Genomic DNA, 20,131 nt, shown 5'->3' with positions numbered 1-20,131 from the left:
CTCTTAAATATTGTCTCAAAGGAGGAATTAATCTTGTTAAATAAAATTACAGACTTCATGCTTTCAGATAGCGCAGGAAGTGTCAAGGATAAAATCGCCATTTTAAATGGAGTTGGAATAGTAAAAGAAAAGGCAAATAAAGATGAGTTTGATGCACAGGTAGCTGATAATGTAACTCAACTATCTTTAAAGGTAAATCAAATAGATTTAACAGCGGAAACTAACGCCCGTCTGTCGGATAAGGCTGAAAGTTCGACAAAGAATAATACCATAGACACTATGGTTAAAAGTTCACAACCTATGGGATTAAGTAAAAATGCTTCTCTTGAATCAAGCCAAAACGGATTTATACAAAATAGTGGTCTATCGTTTCCAAACTCGTTGGCACTATCAGAGAGAAATGGTAGTATTCACGCAAACGGGGATATTCATATGGGTGGAGTGCGTAATGTTCTACGGTATACAGAGGATTTATCGTATAATTATCATACTGTATATCTCGCCACAAAAGATCCTGCAACGACTGAAACATTTAAGGGTATTGTCCTAAGTAAAATCACATCCAGTAGTTTCTATGGAACGCTCAGCACCAACACCGCAGGAATGGGTGTTACAGTTTTTGAAACTGGCAAACAATATATTGCATCGGCTTTCATTAAAAATCTAAGTGCAACAGAGAGGTTCTTTTGGCCTAAGTATCTCACTAACAACAGTACGAATGGAGATGGCGGTAAATTATTAGACAATAATGTACGTAGGTTTTTTAAATTGTTCACAGCAACGGACGATAGGAATCCTAGCTGTATATGGTTTACAAATGGTTTAACTGGCTATGATATGGATTTACGAATTGGTGGTTTTCAGATTGAAAAAGTTCCCGATGGTACAAAACATGGTGTTGCCGTTATTGGGGACTCTACCGTTGCAGGGTCTTCGGGTAAAACGGATATATTAAGTTCACTTGAATGGACAAGATATGCCGAAGGGTTGATGTCGATCCCGTTTTATAATCGCGGGGTGGGTGGTGAAGGCACCCAACAAATGATTGACAGGTGGGTCGCGGATATTACTCCATTGTTTGCGACTTGTAAGTATGTAATTATTCAAGGTGGTATTAATGACCTATTATTATTAACAAGTGCACAAATCGTTGCTAATCATCAGACAATGGATGCAATGGCCGTGACGGATGGGTTTATCCCAATTCATGCAACTATTACACCATGCGATAAGACAGGTGCAGAGGAAACAACTAGATTAGCGTCTAATGACTTAATCAAGAAAACATTTGCAAGGGTGTTGGATTTTGATTCAGTTATTAAGGATATTGTATTGTCAAGTAAAATAAAATCGCTATGGACTACAGACGGAACCCATTATACGACCACAGCTAAAAGAGTGTTGGGTGAATATATCGCAGGTTGGAATGGATGGGACTTTGTATTGCCTAGTCCATATCAAAAGGTTACAACAACAACGCCAGTTCAGGCAGGCGATATTTATTTTGACAAAAATAATTTTGGCCCTATTATGGTTGATAGAACAAATGGAAATAAATACCGTGCGTATATGAGCGCGGGTGTGATGTTGTTTGAGATTGTGCCATGATTATTCTGTAGTTTATTGTATTAATTGTGTGCTTAGTTTTTAATTATTCTACACATAAACATACAACATAGTTGACGCATTATGTTAATTAATTTTAAAAGGAGGAATTATATTGTTAGCTAGTGATGTTTCGATTCAAGATATTGGAAATATAATTGTAGCTACTAACGTAGAGGACGCTTTACAAGAGATTGATGCGCAGTTGGCTGATTTACCGACACAAAGCTTTATTACAGATAAAAGATTAAAATCCGTCTTACTAGATCAAATAGATTTATCTGACACATTGAAACAACAAATACTAGGTACTACTGCCCTTAACACAGTACCTGCTGACCTCGGCATACTTCCTACAAAATTATCCTCTCAAGCCGTACAACCACGACATTTAGGTGCTGGTGTTCCTAAATACACAATAGGTAAAAACCTATTGGATGTTTCAAAAACAATTATTGGAACATATATAAATACTACGAATGGTGATCTGCTAACAAGTAGTTATTGGTGGAGAACTGACTATTTGCCAATATTACCAAGCACCGCATATGTCCAATCAACCAACACAAATTTTGCCTTATACGATATTAATAAAGTATTTATTTCTGGAGATGCCAGAGTGAGTACTACCTTCACCACCCCTGCTAATGCTTACTTTATTAGGTTGAGTAGTGACACATTAGCTACTGCATACCAGTTAGAATTAGGATCGGTTGCAACACCCTATGAAGCATTTAAAACTAGTCTAAGTGTGGTTAATGCGGACCTAGGAAATAATGTTGTTAACTCTAGAACGGTTGACTGGGATATTCCGAAACTTATAGTCGGAAAGAATATATTTGATTATCTATTAGCAATTAGTGGCACGTATATCAATGATGCTACAGGTAATTTATACACAGGCGCGTTATTTTGGAGAAGTGATTACTTGCCAATATTACCAAATACAACCTATAGCCAGTCAACTGTGACTTACAGGGCTTTGTATGATGTAAACCAAGTATTTATATCAGGAGATCATGCCACCAATATAACCTTTACCACACCATCTAACGCTAGATTTATTAGGGTAAGTTACGGCACAGCACAAGTTCTTGCTAGCGCATATCAGCTAGAACTAGGCGCCGTTGCCACAAGTTTCGAATCATTTAGGTATACAGTGGTTGGTTCTATTGGTACTACACCTATAATCTTCCCTACTGCAACAGCTTTGACACCTATTAAGAATGTAAATTGTGTTGGGGATAGTTTAACTCAGGGTGCTGGTGCAACGGTAGCATATCCAACCGTGTTAGGGACATTATTAACGGACAGAGGTGTGTTTAAGTTTGGTGTTGGAGGTGAAAATAGCACTAATATATCTGTTCGACAAGGCGGTACGCCAACATATATTCAGCCTTGCACAATTCCGTCAGGAACAACAGTCGTTGCTGTAACCCTAAAGGATGCGAACGGGGTCAATGTTTTACTAGGTAGTACAGCAGGGGGAATTTATGGGGTTAATCCTTGTAAAATCAATGGGATAACAGGCACCTTGTCATATAGTAGCGGTATGTTATTCACTAGGTCTGTGGCAGGAACAGCTTCCACGGTTGCAAGACCAGTACTGTTACAAACTGATATTATGCTTAACCATAAAAACGACATCCATGTTATTTGGGCAGGTTCAAATGATGGGATAACTGCTAATGGTATTACTGATACATTCTATAATATTGACGATATGATTAAATCATTAGCTCATACCCAATATATCGTCATAGGGTTAACCTCATTAAGTTACATGTCAAATATTGCTGATATTGATGTGCTATTTAGGAAGAAATACGGCACACACTTCTTAGGCATTAGACAATATTTATTAAACTATGGACTTGCCGATGCTGTAATTACACCAACAGCTCAAGACAACACTGATATTGCAAATGGAGAAATACCAACAAGTTTAAGGGGTAGTGGAGATGTGATCCACCTCAATGATGCTGGTTATGCAGTTGTTGCCCAACAAGTACAACTATTTGGTAGGAATTTAGGTTATTGGAGTTAATTTAGGTCGCAGTTGATATTTGCTACGAACTAGTATGATTATTAAAAGGAGTGATATTTATTGTTAGCTAGTGATATTACAATTCAAGATGCTGGAAATCTTATATCTGCCACCGAGGTTGAGGGTGCTTTACAAGAGATAGTGACCAAATATAATTTACTACAGGCTGATAATATGTCACAGTTAGCAACAAAGGCAACACACACAGAACTTCAAGCCGTGGCAAGTGGAACACCTAGAACAACCTACTCAACGCTTGCCTTATTGCAAGCAGGGATACCCCTTGGAGATATATATAGTTATGTAACCTCAGATGGTCATAGGTATTGGTGGAATGGTAGTGTTTGGGTAGATGGTGGGTTATACAATTCTATGGCTATTGGTGAAAAGTCACAACCTATTAGTATTTTATCGGTTAGCAAAGCAGGAAAAAACTTGTTTGATAAAAATAGGGTTTTAGCTGATATTGCCATGTCAAGTTCTGGGGTTATAACCACAGCAGTAGGAAGTTCAGCAACTAATTATCAGATTTTAGTCACGCCCTCACAACCATATTTTCTCCATAAGTGTACTAATGTATGTTGGTACGATGCTAGTTCTGTCTTTATATCACGAAATACCTTTGCAGTTGATACTTTATTGACAGCACCATCAAATGCACTATTTGCTAAAGTAACAATCTTGACCGCCGATTTAGCAATTGCACAAGTTGAGCAAAACACCATAGCCACAGTGTATGAGAATTTTGTTTACATCATACCTAAAGAAAATACGGAAAAACACCCTCTTGTCAGTGGAGACTTTACAACGGGTTTGTTGGCTTGGGACACGGCAAATTATCTAATACAGGGGAAAAATCTTGCCAATAAAGATACCGCAACACTTGGTAAATATGTTAGTCAGACAACAGGTGTGTTATACGCTAACGCATCATATGACGCCTTTGAGTTTATTCCAGCACTAGCCAATACACAATATATTTTAACACCCACAAATGTTAACACAAGAATTGCTTATTATAACATCAATAAAGGGTTTCTAGCGGGTGTTTTAAACCCAACATTCCCTGTCACAACACCAACAGGTTGTGCCTATATCACGTTTTCTGGCGATAAAGTGTGGACCCCCATTTATCAGCTTGAAGTTGGTTCAGTGGCAACCGTGTTCGAGAAGTATGGTTTTAGAAGTCCTAAACTTATAACCGATTCACAAGCAATAAATGAAATTCTATTATTCCTGCCAAGTGAGATATGCATCGCGGTTGGCAGAACGGTAGAACTGTATCATTCACAAATAACAGCTTGCGGAAACATCAATAATTATCATTTTATGTGGGCTTGTGATATTGGGCGAGCTATGAAAAGAAAATGGATGTATACCGGGATTACTGAAAAAATCGGTAACCATACCTTGACTTGCAATATTTATGATAACGATAGATTATTAGTAGCTTCGGCAACTACAGTTATTAAGGTTGTCAGTGCTGTTATAGCCCCTACTAATGTACTAGCTATGGGGGATAGTTTATCTAATCGTAAAGCATGGTTCGGAGAAGTAAGATTACTCTCTGCAAATGCTATAACATATATTGGAACACGAACAGGTTTAAGCACCGATGGGGAACACGAAGGACGATCGGGCGTTATGGCTAGCTGGTATTTAGCTGATTCAGCATATACTTATGATTCTAATTTTGATGGTTCGTTTGGAGTTGGAACGGTTAACCCCTTCTGGAATCCAAGCACATCTATGTTTGATTTAGCGTATTACAAAGCAACGTACGGTAAAACTCCAAATGCCATTCAGCTATTCCTAGGGACTAACGGGATAGCCTTGGATGCCACAGCAAACGCTGGCAGTATAAAAACAATTGTTGATAAGATCAGAGAAGCCGATGCAGTAATTCCTCTATTCATCGTTTACCCCTTATATCGCGGAGATCAGGATGGAATAGGTAATCAATTAAGCACGGATGGATATTCGGCTGGTTCTGGCGTTTGGAAACTGGAAGAAGATAGGAAAATATTTAATCTGATGAAAAAGCTCAATGATTTACTGGCAGGGTACAGCAATTTGCATTTTATTCCTGTGGCGATTACCCATGATTCGGAATATAACTTCGGTTCTACTTTAACACCAGTCAACGCAAGGGCAACAAACACTGAATTAATGGAGATTGAAGGGACACACCCCCAACTTCAAGGTTATTTGCAAATGGCAGATATTATGTACAGCACGTTTTGTGCATATCTCTAGGTCGAATCAGACCAGAGATGTTCATTAGATTTATATTTCACAATTTAGGATTGTATACTAATCTACAGTCCTAAATTATTTTTCATTCTCAATTAGACGGAAATAAAATAACTCTTTTATGGGATTTATAGTCTAGGAATATCGAGTATATGGAAGCATGACGGAGTAAATGGAAGTTACAATATTTTACAATTTCATATATTTACTGATTTATGGAGGTAGTGTAGTGCTATCTCCTCTTTGTGTTGTTTTAATAACAACAAATAAATTAATGGAGGAAAAAGGAATGTCTACACCATATAATCGTACAATAAAAGCAATTGTAATTCATCATCCTGGGGATGGTAAATCTCCAGACGTATCAATTTTAAGTCGTTGGAACCCCTACAAATATGATTATCCCGAGTATGATTTTGCAGTAGAAGCAGACGGGACAATTCGTGTAGGAAGACCACTAAATATTCAAGGCTCACATTGTATTGCAACTAAAGCTCCATATTCTCAACGTGGGGGTAATCAATGGTGGAATCAAAACTCTATTGGAGTTGTTGTAACTGGAGATTTTACAAAGTTTCCTATGGGTTTAGTTCAATTTACAGCTTTGTGTGATCTTATAAAACGACTAATGGATGAACATGGATTAACTTTAGATAACGTATACCCACACAATCAAGTTGCTAACACCGCATGTCCTGGGTGTGTTTATTCTAAGGTAGCAGGATCAAGGGGTTATTGGAATTATGATGAGTTTGAAAGTGCTATGAAAAATCCACAAATTCCTATTGTAGTTCAACCCATTCCAGTCCCTCATGTTGAACCATCACGTTCTGAGCCTATTACTATTGTAAATGCTCCAGTTAATCATGTTGAAGCTCCTGTGCAACAAGAAACAGAGAGGCATTTTAGCTATCCTAACAATGCAAAATGTACTGCTAAATTACCTGTTAAAGATGCAAATGGTAATTTATCAGAAGGGCATTTTGTTTCAGCAGGAGATATAGTGACCGTAATAAATGTTAGTTATTCTCGTGGTTTGATTGAGCTAGAATACCCCGTAGGTTCAAATCAGGTTAGATCAGGATTTGTTTCTGTTTCTAGTAATATTGTCTATTTGTCACAAGGAGCATGGCATAATGGTTCAACAACAGAAATTATGTACAATGAAGCTAATAAGAATTTAAAAATTGGTTCACTCTCTCCTTATGAGAAAGCAACTCCATTATATAAAAAAAATGGATTTGTCCATTTGGTTTATAACACAGATAAGGGTTCAAATTCTAAGAGTGCTTACTCAGCATATATGGGTGGACTTTAATTCAATAAAAACAAGAGTAGAAAGAATTTGCCCTCTTTCTACTCTTGAATGTTCAAGCACTATAAATTGGATATAGTGCTTGTCTAATACTATCATAAAAATAGATGTAAGTAAAGTGTAAAACATCTAAATTGCAGAAATAATTATACCACTTAATTTAGGAGGATATACTCTATGGGCAAAAATAATGAATTGGGAATGGTTATAAATAAAGGTGGCGCTTTTGAAAATGAGAAGTTTGTTCCAGACGGATAGCTATAATTATAAGTGGATAATAGATATCAATGACTTCAACAATCCAATGCTATCCTCTCTGCTTAATCTCTCTCACATAAAAACAATGCAATACCATATAACCATTTTTGGCATTGAGAAATCAGTGTCTTAAAATACACCTAAATAAGAAAAGGGGGTATTTGTATGTTTTGGTTCTATTGGTTTTATTCAATGGTAATACTTTAATTATCAAAAGAGGCTATGAGGGTGAGAACTCATAGCCTCTAAATAATAAATTAAATAATAGGAGGGCAGAGAATTATGGCAGAGGATTGTAAGTGTATAATGAAGTCAGATATAGATCGTCTAAAATCAGATGTTTTGGACATTAAGGAAACTGCAAAGGAACATGCTAAAGAACAGAATAAAGATATGTTAAGCATGAGGGATTCTCATACTGAGACAAGAATATATATTAGACAGATTCAAGATAGTCAAACCTTAATGGCAAAAGAAACCAAGGAGAGTCAGTTGGCTTTAGCAAAGGAAACAAAGGAAAATCAAATTGCTGTAATGCAAGCTATAACTGAGATAAAAGAAGAACCTGCTAAGAATGCCAAATTATATAAGGTAGCAGGAATTACGTTTTTGATAACATATATTCTCGGCTCAGTATTGGGTCTTGTTAAGATGTTTGCCCCAAATTTAATGTAGTAATAAATCTCAATGAGATTAGGATAAATTATAAATAAATAGGAGATGGATTAAAATGGATATAAATTCAATCGTAGATATTTTAATGGCAATCGTAGGAAGTTCGGGTTTTGGTGCAATTATGTTTAAACTATTCCAATATCTTCATCAACTTGGCGTAGATAAAAAATTACAAAACATTACTACCTTTGCTAAAAAGGCAGTATCGGCTTCAGCTCAATTAGGTATTAATTTGAGCTTAGATAACTCTAAAATGTATGAATTAGCCTTGCAAGCAGTTCAGACCTCAGCTTCCAAAGCAGGTATAAAAAAGACTCCTGAAGAGTGGGAAATGTTCTTGGAAAGTGCTTATAAAACGCTCTCTAAGGAGTGGAATGAATCTTCTGGTACGATTGTTGCACCTACTGTTTCTGACTCAATACAGCCCATTCTGGTGATAGATAATGTACCTACAGAATCCCCTGTAACCCCTGTGGCACAAGTGATTGAAGCAATTACACCACAAACTGAAAATATACAGCAAAATACTGTAGTCGTGTCTGAAATTATGATGAAAGAAATAAATGATGCAGTGATGGCAAAAGCAACGAGTGATGCTACAAATTCTGTAAAATTAGTGATTGAAAATGTTCAGAAAAGTATTTCTACTCCAGAATAAAGTATTAAAGGGGAAATAATTATGTTTACTAATTTGTGTATAGATTTTTATTTTTGGATCATTAGGATTTTACATTTAGATGCTAGTAGACTTTGGTAATTAAATAGTGTTTTGAAGGGGGATTGTTAAATACAGTCCTCCTTTTGTCATTATCAATTTAACGGAGAAGTGTAACGGATGAAGCGTCATCCTTGAAATTTCTGCGGAAATTTATATTAATTTAAAACTATGAGGAGGATTATTATGAGAGAAGTAAAAATAACAGACTCAAAACAAATTGCATATTTAAATTTTAAAGGTGTTAATTTTAAAAGATTTATACGAGAAGGAAATAAAAAGGTTTTTATCTATGAAGATGGAGATTTAGTGGATACATTGGTATCTGAATTCTATAACTCTGAGATTAGCAAATATTTGGGTTGCTATGAAAATATTAAAACATTAATTTTTAGAACTTAATTACACTTTCACAATTAAATTTTGTGAACTATGAGGAGGCTTTGTGTTGGAACGTCAAAAGGAGATAAATTTATTAAAGCAAAAAATTACTGAGTTCTCCCAATATGCTGTTCAGGTTTATAAGGATGAACATGATTCAAATATTAATGGATTTGAAGTCAGTACATATATAAAAGATACTAGTAAGAGTCAATGGAAGAGTAGTTCTGTTCATTTTACTAAAATTTATGATGAGGTGGTGAGGAAACTAATGGAACAAGAAAAGATTGACCTCTTGGAATTAGGTTTAATTACTCTGTTGGCTACTTATGCAAACTATGAGAATAATGAATTGATGTATGAAGAAAAATATATGACTCAAAAAGACATTATTAAAGTTAGTGGATTAGGTAGAAGTAAAGTATCTCTTATGTTAAATAATTTAATAGATCAAAATATATTATTTGTTAAAAAGCATCCTAAAGATACTAGACATAATATTTATTACATAAGTCCTGAACTATTCTTTAAGGGTCAAAATATAAGTAAAGAAGAAAAAGCATTTATTAAAGATAATAAGGTTAATGTGTAGATACTTATAGAAGGAATTTAGCATGTTTTGTTGCTATAGGCTTGTTTGAGTATGTTTTTATGTCCGTAATACGCACATATATAGGTTGAATAAGGGGTGTTTTTGGCAGTTGTGTCCGTAATACGTACATAACTATTTTTATGCATTCCTTGATTTAATGTAATAAATGTGATATAATTAGTATGTAAAGTATATGGTTCTTTGATTAGGGTTCGAAACCTAGTTAGAGGTAAAACAAAAGAGCTTAACTGACCTTTACAGTTTAAGTTCTTTTATTCCATTCAGACTCATAATTAAAGGTAGGAGTGATATATAATGTTAATTACTAAAGAAGTTATGATAGGGTTTTCTAGTAAAAATATAAAGTGGTATGAAGATAAGGGATATAAAATAGAAAGATATTATAATGAACACAATAGGAAAATGCTGGTTAAAAAAGGAACAAAGATTACTGTTAAAGTAGAAGATTTGCAAGATAGAGCTAGTGCAAAGGTAGATATTGAATGTGATAGTTGTGGCAAGCAATTAATAGGAATAAGATGGTATGATTATAAAACACAGGTCAAAGAAGATAATAAATATTATTGTCAAAGGTGTGCTAATGCAGGATTTAAACATTGGGACTCTTTTTATGATTGGTGCTATGATCATTTAACTAAAGAAGAAGCAGACATAGTAATGTTACGTTGGGATTATAATTTGAATATTGATAGGCGCGGTAGTAAAGTATCTCCTAAAGATATTAGTTATGCTTCTCATGGGTTGAACAGAAAAGGGTATTGGTTTAAATGCCTAGATCATCCAGAACATGGGTCAGAAGAGAAAGCTACCTATGCATTCACACGTGGTCAAAAGGGAAGCCTTGATTGCGATAGATGTAACACAATATTTGTAACCCACCCACATTTAATAAATTTCTTTGTAAATAAAGAAGATGCACATAAATATTCTTTTGGGGCTGGTGAGATGGCGTTAGTAAAATGTCCTGATTGTGGCTACGAAAAAATGATTAAAATTTCAAATCTAATTAATCATGGTCTTGGTTGTAACAAATGCTCGGACGGAGTATCATACCCAGAAAAATTCATTACAAGCGTATTGGAACAATTACATCAGGTATTTGAGATCCAGTTATCAAAAAGAACTTTTGAATGGTGTTTAAAATATAGATATGATTTATATATAAATCATATAAACGGGATTATTGAAATCCAAGGAATTCAGCATTATCAAGAAACTAAAAGTAAGTGGGGAAGTTTAAAAGATATACAAGATAACGATAGAAATAAATTAACCGTTGCTAATAAAAATGGAATTAGCCACTATATAATAGTAGATTGTAGATATTCTGATATGGAGTTTATTAGAGAAAATATTATGAATAGTGAATTGCCAACTTTGTTGAACTTTAAAGAAGAAGATATAGATTGGTTAAAATGTCATGAAGCAGGATGTAGTAGTTTAGTAAAAATATCTTGTGATATGTGGAGTAGTGGTATCAGGGATATATCCAAAATTGGTGTGGAACTAAAATTAGATAAATGCACAATAAGGAACTATCTCAAAAAAGGTGCTAAATTGAGTTGGTGTAATTATAACACCAAGGAAGAAATATGTATAAAGGTAATATGTACAACTACTGGTGAAATATTTGATAGTTTATATAAAGCATCCGAAGGTGGTCGTGAATCAATTAGACCAAATATATCTCAATGTTGTAAAGGGAATCATAAATCAGCAGGTAAGCACCCTATTACGAATGAACCTCTAGTATGGATGTATTATGATGATTATGTGATTAAACCAGAAGAAGAGAAAACCATTTTGATTAATTCAAAATATGAACGTAAGTATTTAACAAAAAGTGTAATATGCTTAACAACAAATGAAATTTTTAATAGTGCGTTAGATGCATCTAATAAACATAATATTAATAAGAGTGGCATAGTTCAATGTTGTTTGCACGTGCAAAAATCTTCTGGTAAAGGGTTAGATGGGACAAAGTTAGTTTGGATGTATTATAAAGAATATTTAGAGAAAAATAAATAAGTTAAAGACACTACCTTCCTTTTGGATTGTAGTGTCTTTTTTATCCCTTTTACTTTACTTCTTCTCTGCCAATTTCCTCTAAACTTTTCCCTTCAATTATAAACTCAGTAAATACCTTATTAATCCAAGTTGTACTGCTACTAGTTGATACGATTTTATTGCCTTCTCTCATAATTTTCCAGAAGATAGGATTTTCTCTTGATAAGAATTTGCCCTTCCACCCTTTGTACTCAACTTTACTATTGAATTTATCAAGTAACTTTAACATTTCATCACTACTTTTACCTTGTAGAAGTGTGCTTATTTTTGCGTAACCCGACCATGCCAAAGGCTCCATTGTTAGAAACTGTTTCCGAAGTTCTGACCGCCTTTCTAAATCCTTACTTGCCATGAATTCTGGAAATGTTTCTATAATGCAATCGAAATATAATGTGAGATAATTACTTAGGGATTCTATTTCTTTTTTAGTTTGAGGCGAATAGTTGTCCTTGATAATTTTTGAAAATACGCCAAAAGTAATGATTGAATGACTAGACGATTTTATTGATGTGCTAACTACCTCAACTTGCATGTCACTTTTGTCCATTATGGATCTGCATAGTTTATTAACATTATCTGTTACATTTAAAAATTCTCCTCTGCTACGATTTATTTTCAGACTTTTTGTTGCGTACTCAGAAAACAAAGATTTTGAATCTTGATCATTAAGTGTTTCAATTGCTACACTGATGAAGTATTCTGATGGGTTAGGAACTGACTCAGGATTGCGTTTATATAAACGAATTAATTTTGAAAACGCTGCCAATCTGTGTTGGCCATCTAGGATTTGTAATTTTTGTGTAATTGGTGCAGTTAATGTGTGTTCATCTTCATCAAAATTAGCAAGGTTTTCTTCGCTACTATTTAAATTAAGGGTTATAAAACCACCATGCATAGAGTCCTTGCAAATAGCCTCAAGGATCAAATTGATTTGCTTGTTACTCCTTACAGCTAATTGGTCTCCTTTTTTATTGTACCGATATCCTCTTTGCAATTCGCCTTGGTAGATTGCTATTTTCTGGTCGTACAGGTTTCCTAAAAATTCTGCACTTGCCACTGTTTGATATTTTTTAAATCCACCATTTCTGAATATTTCAACCACTTCATTAAAGTTCCATGTTTCTGCATTATTGAGTATTTTTAATCTTTTTCTAGTTTCTTTTTTTAATTGCTGTTCAGTTTTTTCTTCACTATCATTATCCTCTAACTTTACCCTCTCACTAAGACTTTGCATGGGTTTCATTTCTTGTTCTTCAATCTTCCCATCTCTAGATCCTCTATCAAATATCTCGTCGTTCTCCATCTCTTTTTGGATCATATCGGCATCATCACTTCCATCATTTAGATTAATTATTTTACCCATATTAAAATCCTCCTTATAATTTGCATAAAACGTTCTTTTTTAATACTTTAGCACAGTTATATTCAATAATCAAATGAATATGCTTATTTTATTAAATTTTGCCCTTCTTAAATCTCTTTTCAGGTGGTAATTGCATCTTAGTTATAAATGGTTTTTCATTTTCTCCACCAGTTCTGACTATGTTAATTGCATGCCACCGTTTTAACTTAAGAGCATCCTCTAGAGTGAATGGATATATTTCTTCTCTTAAACTTTGCCAAGTTAATTTACTTGTAGGATAAATATGATAATGTGGCAGTGCATTCCTAATTGCCTTTTGTAAGTTAGTTGGAATCTGTTCCCAATAATGAAATGTCCAGAAATATCCAATTTTCCATTTACGACTCTCCACAGCAGCCGATTCCCATATAGATGCCGAACGAAGAAATTGATGGGGTTCGTCAAGTAAAATGTAGAAAGGAAACTCTGCCTCTGGCCCATTTATTTTCTTTCTCAGTCTCATAGCAATATCAATTTTAGAACAAAGTAGATTTGCAATAACATCTATTGCTGATTTATCTAAATCATCACTTGGTATATCAATCACTATAATTTTCTTTTGAGACATTAATTGAACCATATCTAAACTATTATTGGATTCTACACAATTAGCTAAATGTGGGTCAGAAAGTATCTTATTCAATCTATTATAAATAGGAGATAATATTTTACCCTTCATTCCATCACTCATGGTTTCAAATTCTCTTAATGTTGTTTTGTTCAATCCTTCATCCATATCCTCAATAACCTTTTTAAGATATATTTTATCATTAAAGATTTTAATAATTTCTGAAACTTTTCCAGTTGTCATTCCGATTATAGCAGCTCTTAAAAATCTCTCAGTTTGCCCTGTAGTGTCGTCTGTTACCCCAAAGAAATCAATTGCAGTACCAGCTAACCTAGCCTTTGTACTGGAGTCGTGTAGCGTTTCACACCAATCTAATGAGAATGCTTGTTGCCCCAAATCTATTCGTATAAAATCTTCCCTTTTTACAACTCCAGCTTTGACCGCAAATTCTATTTGATCTCCAATTTCACGTTTATTAGGGTCAATAGCTAATCCTCCATACCCTTTTAAATATGCTCCTATTAACCAGTTAGCACACAACCCTTTGGTTTTACCTTGCCCCATTCCACCTATACCAACATTCGGCAAACATGCCTCGTCTGGATCATCTACAGGTTGATATACTTTAATGGTTTTCCCTTTAAATGTTGCATCTCCTAATTCAATTCCTTTTGATGCATCTAAGAATTTGTTACTTACTTCAACTTCGGCTAATTCAATTCTTTCTATTTCTGGATATTTTTCTTGAAGTTCCCTCCCTGGAATCTGAACTATTTTAGATATCTCTGCCGAAGACATGATATTATAATTTATTTTTATTTTAGGAGGTTTATAATTAGTCATAATTCTTAATACTTCATTTGCTTTTTTACCTTTTAGTTGATAGGGAGCTAATTCATTGTCTAAGGATATATCGTGAAAACTACTAGCTATCGTTTTTGCAATTGTATTTCCTCTTACAGGCTCATCTGATTCAGCAACAACCCAAAGATAAGTTCTCATAGATGGTTTATTTCTTTTTTCTTTTGTGGCACTAGATAAATTTTCAATTGTATATTTTTGTCCTTCTGGATCTGAAGGTTTTTTAGCATAAATATTTTGACCACTACCATCACTAACTATATCACTTAATCCCGTAATTATTTCTCTTATAATTTCAGTCAGTCCTAGTGCAATAGTAAAAGTAATATTTTTAAATGATTGATTCCACTTTCTAGGAGCGTTTCCTTTTCTTAATTTATCCCATGCTTCATCTAATTCAGATTGCCATGATAATTGGTGAATTGGGTCAAGATAGCAAAACATTCTTGCTTTTTCATTTTCTCCTATTAATCTTCCTGCCTCTATTAGAGATACAAGGGGAAGATTGTCTTTTGCATCAGTGTGTAAGGAATATAAATCATGTTTATTATAAACTAATTCATATACAGTTGTCTTATTGGGATCAAATTCTTCTGCTTTTTCAACTTTTTCAATCGTTGTTTTTTCCCATATGGAAGCTAATCTTCTATAAATAAGTGGGGCTAATGTCTCAGGGACGCTAATATAAAACGTAACACTTCCCTCTTTAAAATCTATCTCAAAAGATGCTCTCTCTTGAATTCTATACCCTCTTGGGAAGATAGCTTTTCTTATAATTCTATCAATAGGAAGTTTAAACTGATCTGAAATTGTTTTAACAAAGTCTTCTGTTCTATAATTTCTAGCCGATGAATCAGGAATTATTTTAAATCTAACATATTTTGGGTCTATAATATCAAATATTTTTATCTGTCTAATAATTTTAATTTTATCTGCGAAAATCATAATGTTACCACCCCCAAGAATTTTAATATTATATAGAATGCGAATGTCCAATAAACTCCTTTTACTGCCTTTTTAGAACCGAAAATAGCCAATAATGCAAACAACATCGCAAGTAATAAAGCATAGTCGCTATTTTGGATTACCCAATGGAATAAATCTGACAAAAATACTAGAAACTTATTAAATACGCTTTGCTTTGCTTCATCTAATAATTGAGTTCCAGGAGTTGTTAAGACATGCCAAGTGTTTTGGAAAAATCCCATAGGGTTAGATGTTGTTGGTTGTGCCAAATAGTTACTTGGGTCTAAATATTGCCCATTCGATATGAGTCCAATATGGATATGGGGGCCTGTAGACCTGCCAGTATTTCCAGTTAATCCCAATACATCACCAACTTTTACATTTTGACCATATGTGATATTTATTTTTGATAGATGACCATAAACCATTTCCTTACCACTATCTAACTTTACTCCAATACCATTGCCAATAATATTGTCGTTAATTATTCTATCAACCACTCCATTCGTGAGTGATTGGGCTGGAGTAGCCAATGGAGCACCAATGTCTACTCCAGAGTGAGGAATTTTATGGATACTGTCAATCGCTCCAAATTTAGCCGTTACGGGAAATTGTAAAAATTTTATTATCATAATAATTATCTCCCTACTTCGGAATAATTATTGGAATTGCACTAAATGCATTATGAATAGCTACAAAAAATGTGGGTATAATAAACATACTGACATAGCCTATAACTGCAAATTTTAGTTTTTGTTTCCACCCAGGTGAACCGATTATCATTTCTACCATTCCCCATATAGAAACTATAATTCCAATTGGTAATGCTAAATCTTGAATCATTGTAATAATAGGCCACAATGAAACTATTAAATTTGATGTGCCAACTGGATTAGCAGTAGATGGTACTACATGTGCAACAGCAGCAAATACTGGATCAGCTAAATTAATAACTCCAAAAAGAATAGATGATGGTAATAAATAATTTTTAAATGCATTTTCTACTTTCTTACCCATATCAATCCACTGATTAACTAAAATTCCCCTATCAATATCCATCATGGGATGAATACATGTTTTGTTTAATTCCGAACCGTTGATTCTTACAATCATTTTAAAACCCTCCCTTTAATGTGTATATATAATTTAATTTTAGGCAATACTATTATCATGATTCATTTGAAAGGAGTTGATATTCTTATGTCACCAGCAGTAATAAAAATATTGATCGGACTTAGTTTGGTAGCATTCCATTATTTACCTTTGGTTGGTAAGTAGAATGTACTGGCATAAATAGATGAACACGTGCATAAATATGATTCATCATATTAAATAACTTAACTATACCCTTTTGCCATATCCCCTCTCTTGAGGGGAATTTTTTTATCTAACGAAGCATTCCTTAACATTTCGCCCAATTTTCTCATTCCATTAAACCTTCCTTTCAGTAACATAATATGTTTCACCATTTCCATCTCGTCTCCCCTTAGTGCATAAATCTGCAATGTACAGCGATTTGATAATGTTTCTCACAGAGTAATAACTAAGACCTGACATATCAGCTAAAACTGATATTTTAGTAGAGCACTCTTCACAGGTGAAATGTTTCTGCAAAACTTCTAAAACCTTGATCTCAGATTTGTTGAGTTTATCAGTTATCAATTTGTTTTCAACTCCTTTACTAGTTTGTGGGTATACCTAGTTATATTAATCTACGATTGTCCATTATTCCTATTACTCTTTAGGTATTTTATGGTAAATAAACATACTTAAATGCATACTCAACAAAATATATGTACTTATAGGCATACAATATGCACTTTTATACATACTAATATAAACAAAGAAAGACATAAGCATTACAGCCCATGTCTCACAGCATCATATCATCTATGTCATCTTTAACTCTTATCTTCTTTTCCACATCTCTTTCTGTTGCACTATAGTTTTTTACACCATCATTGTGTAAATGTTTTTTAACCCATTTACTAAAGTTCTTTATCTTATCTGCCTGTTCAAAAAGTTTTAATTCGTCTTCATCATCTAAATTAAAATAGACACCTTTTCTTTTTACTCTGCTTTGGCTTTCGACTGTGTTTTTGCCCATTTTTTCACGCCCATTCTATGGTAACCTTCACAATTACTGAAAATAGGGTTAAAAATAATTTCTGCATTCTTATAATATTTTTTAAATAATTCTCCAAATTGTAAAGCCCCACCGCCAGTTAATAGTACCTTATCAGACTCGTCATAGTCAGTAAATTTTTGACTAAGTTCAGCAATAATCTTTGCCACATATTGCTCATTATCAATTTGTTTTCCTTTAGTTTTAATTGTGCCGAAAGGAATTGTGCCTGAGTCCCTAGTTACAAACTTAGTACCATTTAAACTGGAATAGTTAACAGTAAGAGAACCAATATCAATAATTCTCTTTTTACCAGCGTCCAAGCTTTCATCTTTAGATAACGCATATTGGAACGCAGCGACACCCTCGGGAATCATTGTAATATTATTGATGGTAAATTTTTTGTGTACTCCATTTATTTGAACATCATATTTTCCATAGAGTAAATTTTCTAATGCAGATTTAGTATTAGTATTGAAGTCTGCTACTGGTACTCCTGTAATAATGAATAAATCTGAATCATCTTCAGTAATTGATAACGCTACACCAGTTAAAAACAATACACGAGTTTGATTATGGATCTTAGAAGCAGTATTCATTTCTACAGGTGCAAAACTTTCATCTAGTGCAAGTTGACCTACAAAGTATTTTTCTTTGTCATTAATAATAACTTCATATTCTTCATCATCAGATATTTCCCTATGATGCCAATCCCCGACTACTGATTTAAATGATACCCCATTTAATAATTTTGTAGAACTACGGCCTGTGTCAATTGGGATGATTTGAATTGCCATTGCTATGTTCCTCCTCCAATAATTTAATAACATACTTAAATATATAGGAATGTTTGTTGAATATGTCTATTCGTATGTCATTTATTCAATTATAATGGTAAACCACATATTTTACAACATATTTTTAAATGTAAAGCCCTATCATAGCAAATAATTATGATGGGGTTTATTTTTCTTTTTCTTGTGTATAACTTTATTTTCTACCATAAGTTACACACAAGGGGAAAATATTTCTAAAAACTTATGCACAGCCTGTCGATTTATAGTATAATACAAGGGATAGAAATATCTTGTGAAGAAATTAATTTAATTGGTGGCATAGCAAAACCCTCAATGTGTTCGGCAGCCAAACTGTTCACATTAAGGGTTCAAGACAGGGAAGATTCAGTTGTAAACGATATTTGTTTGTCCCACAAGGGAAACTCTTATCTCATTATAACATGTATTTTCTGAATGTCTAGCATTGCTTTTGCTAGAAAGAGGGAAATGATTTGTTTAGATTACCTAAACCACAGAAAAATTATATGGAAGTTCCAAATATTGTATTTGATGAGTTGATACCTCGTATCACAAATTTATCAGCATTAAAATGTTACTTGATTATGATCAGAAAGTGTTGGGGGTTTTCTAAAACTGGTGATTGGATAAGCATTTCTCAACTAACTAAACTCACATTATTGTCAAAACCTAGCGTCATAACTGGAATGAAATGGTTGGAAGATGAAGGATATCTATGGTCTGCGAAGCTTGGTAAGTTGGGTAATATGAAAAAGATGTATTTCTTGTGCTCAGAGGAAACTGAAGAAGTAGAGAATATGCATAAAACAGGAATGATTAGTGCAGAAAAATTATATGAAATTATGATGGAAGAGAGAAAATGTTAAAATGTCAAGTAGTCAAAATTCTTTACTAGGTAGAGGGTACTTATCCACAGAAAATAGTAGTAAAGAATTTTGACTAGTAAAGAATTTTGACTAGCGACTAGTAAAGAATTTTGACATACAAAAGAAACTAATACAAGGCTTATATATCTTACTATTAATCCGCGCGATAGAAAAGTTATCCACAGGAGGAATTAGCAACCGTGACTACAGGCCCAGTATCTTTCTGATGGCATTCCATCTTCCGTCTCGACAAATTCCTTCAGTTCGCTCCTGCATTCTGGACACAAATTAAGGTCATTGCAATAATCCTTATTCTGCTCTTGCATATATAAGACCAATGCATGGAAGTCTACCGCCCTCCTCGGATCAATTAAATGATTACAAATCAGTAAATATAGTGGATTATCTACGTCAATTTCCATAATAGAATTTATATCATCAAACATAACCGTACTCTCCTTTATTATCTTCTTTCCACGATAATTATTAAGAGAAAGTTCAATCAATCTATTCTTTTTTGCTAAATCATATTCTAACTTAGCATCTAAAAAATCATTACAAGGTTGAAAACATGCAGACCATTTTTCACATTGCTTACA

At 33.8% G+C, this 20,131-nt stretch carries 18 protein-coding genes; 10 read left to right on the top strand and 8 right to left on the bottom strand.

Features of this window, described 5'->3' with window-relative positions:
- Positions 1-33: 33 nt before the first annotated feature.
- The 9 genes from VIM70_RS04285 to VIM70_RS04245 all read left to right on the top strand — a co-directional run bounded on the left by VIM70_RS04285 (position 34) and on the right by VIM70_RS04245 (position 11,890).
- The gene (locus tag VIM70_RS04285) at positions 34-1,608 is read left to right on the top strand and encodes a hypothetical protein (RefSeq protein ID WP_331944448.1); all 1,575 of its coding nucleotides are present in this window, start codon (positions 34-36) and stop codon (positions 1,606-1,608) included.
- 112 nt (positions 1,609-1,720) lie between these two features.
- A complete protein-coding gene (locus VIM70_RS04280; RefSeq protein ID WP_331944446.1) occupies positions 1,721-3,652 on the top strand; it encodes an SGNH/GDSL hydrolase family protein in 1,932 nt (643 codons plus the stop codon).
- A 60-nt stretch (positions 3,653-3,712) separates the two neighbouring features.
- Positions 3,713-5,908: a hypothetical protein gene (locus tag VIM70_RS04275; protein WP_331944444.1), complete on the top strand. Its 2,196-nt coding sequence runs from the start codon at positions 3,713-3,715 to the stop codon at positions 5,906-5,908.
- A gap of 226 nt (positions 5,909-6,134) precedes the next feature.
- Positions 6,135-7,223, top strand: coding sequence for a peptidoglycan recognition family protein (locus tag VIM70_RS04270; RefSeq protein ID WP_331944442.1), 1,089 nt, complete (start codon positions 6,135-6,137; stop codon positions 7,221-7,223).
- 537 nt (positions 7,224-7,760) lie between these two features.
- Positions 7,761-8,153 (top strand): hypothetical protein, encoded by a 393-nt coding sequence (locus tag VIM70_RS04265; RefSeq protein ID WP_331944440.1) that lies wholly within the window; start codon positions 7,761-7,763, stop codon positions 8,151-8,153.
- Between the two features lie 55 nt (positions 8,154-8,208).
- A complete protein-coding gene (locus VIM70_RS04260) occupies positions 8,209-8,811 on the top strand; it encodes a phage holin, LLH family (protein ID WP_331944438.1) in 603 nt (200 codons plus the stop codon).
- A 243-nt stretch (positions 8,812-9,054) separates the two neighbouring features.
- A complete protein-coding gene (locus tag VIM70_RS04255; protein ID WP_331944436.1) occupies positions 9,055-9,270 on the top strand; it encodes a DUF5659 domain-containing protein in 216 nt (71 codons plus the stop codon).
- Between the two features lie 46 nt (positions 9,271-9,316).
- Positions 9,317-9,841 carry a MarR family winged helix-turn-helix transcriptional regulator gene (locus VIM70_RS04250; protein WP_331944434.1) on the top strand — a complete coding sequence of 175 codons (525 nt, stop codon included), beginning with the start codon at positions 9,317-9,319 and terminating at the stop codon, positions 9,839-9,841.
- Between the two features lie 315 nt (positions 9,842-10,156).
- Positions 10,157-11,890 carry a hypothetical protein gene (locus VIM70_RS04245; RefSeq protein ID WP_331944432.1) on the top strand — a complete coding sequence of 578 codons (1,734 nt, stop codon included), beginning with the start codon at positions 10,157-10,159 and terminating at the stop codon, positions 11,888-11,890.
- Positions 11,891-11,939: 49 nt separating this feature from the next.
- On the opposite strand, the gene VIM70_RS04240 is transcribed toward VIM70_RS04245, so the two are convergent.
- The 7 genes from VIM70_RS04240 to VIM70_RS04210 form a co-directional block, all read right to left on the bottom strand.
- Positions 11,940-13,292: a DNA sulfur modification protein DndB gene (locus tag VIM70_RS04240; protein WP_331944430.1), complete on the bottom strand. Its 1,353-nt coding sequence runs from the start codon at positions 13,290-13,292 to the stop codon at positions 11,940-11,942.
- Between the two features lie 91 nt (positions 13,293-13,383).
- Positions 13,384-15,705, bottom strand: a complete 2,322-nt coding sequence (locus VIM70_RS04235; protein WP_331944427.1) for a hypothetical protein — start codon at positions 15,703-15,705, stop codon at positions 13,384-13,386.
- Entirely contained in the window at positions 15,702-16,358 is a 657-nt protein-coding gene (locus VIM70_RS04230; protein WP_331944425.1) for a M23 family metallopeptidase, read from the bottom strand. Before VIM70_RS04230 ends, VIM70_RS04235 begins: the two co-directional genes overlap by 4 nt.
- Before the next feature lie 13 nt (positions 16,359-16,371).
- On the bottom strand, positions 16,372-16,839 hold the full coding sequence (locus tag VIM70_RS04225) for a hypothetical protein (RefSeq protein ID WP_331944423.1): 468 nt from the start codon (positions 16,837-16,839) through the stop codon (positions 16,372-16,374).
- Positions 16,840-17,063: 224 nt separating this feature from the next.
- Positions 17,064-17,201 carry a hypothetical protein gene (locus tag VIM70_RS04220; protein WP_331944421.1) on the bottom strand — a complete coding sequence of 46 codons (138 nt, stop codon included), beginning with the start codon at positions 17,199-17,201 and terminating at the stop codon, positions 17,064-17,066.
- Positions 17,202-17,599: 398 nt separating this feature from the next.
- A complete protein-coding gene (locus VIM70_RS04215) occupies positions 17,600-17,833 on the bottom strand; it encodes a hypothetical protein (RefSeq protein ID WP_331944419.1) in 234 nt (77 codons plus the stop codon).
- Positions 17,797-18,648 carry a ParM/StbA family protein gene (locus VIM70_RS04210; protein WP_331944417.1) on the bottom strand — a complete coding sequence of 284 codons (852 nt, stop codon included), beginning with the start codon at positions 18,646-18,648 and terminating at the stop codon, positions 17,797-17,799. The genes VIM70_RS04215 and VIM70_RS04210 overlap by 37 nt, the downstream gene beginning before the upstream one ends.
- A gap of 491 nt (positions 18,649-19,139) precedes the next feature.
- Here VIM70_RS04210 and VIM70_RS04205 point away from each other — a divergent pair, with 491 nt between their 5' ends.
- Positions 19,140-19,532 carry a hypothetical protein gene (locus tag VIM70_RS04205; RefSeq protein WP_331944415.1) on the top strand — a complete coding sequence of 131 codons (393 nt, stop codon included), beginning with the start codon at positions 19,140-19,142 and terminating at the stop codon, positions 19,530-19,532.
- 191 nt (positions 19,533-19,723) lie between these two features.
- Here the strand turns inward: VIM70_RS04205 and VIM70_RS04200 are convergent.
- A partial coding sequence (locus VIM70_RS04200; protein WP_331944413.1) for a hypothetical protein occupies positions 19,724-20,131 on the bottom strand: 408 nt, incomplete at its 5' end.

The sequence above is a fragment of the Clostridium sp. genome, assembly GCF_036569345.1.
Lineage (GTDB): Bacteria > Bacillota > Clostridia > Clostridiales > Clostridiaceae > Clostridium_AD.
This window is presented reverse-complemented; position numbering and strand designations above follow the sequence as displayed.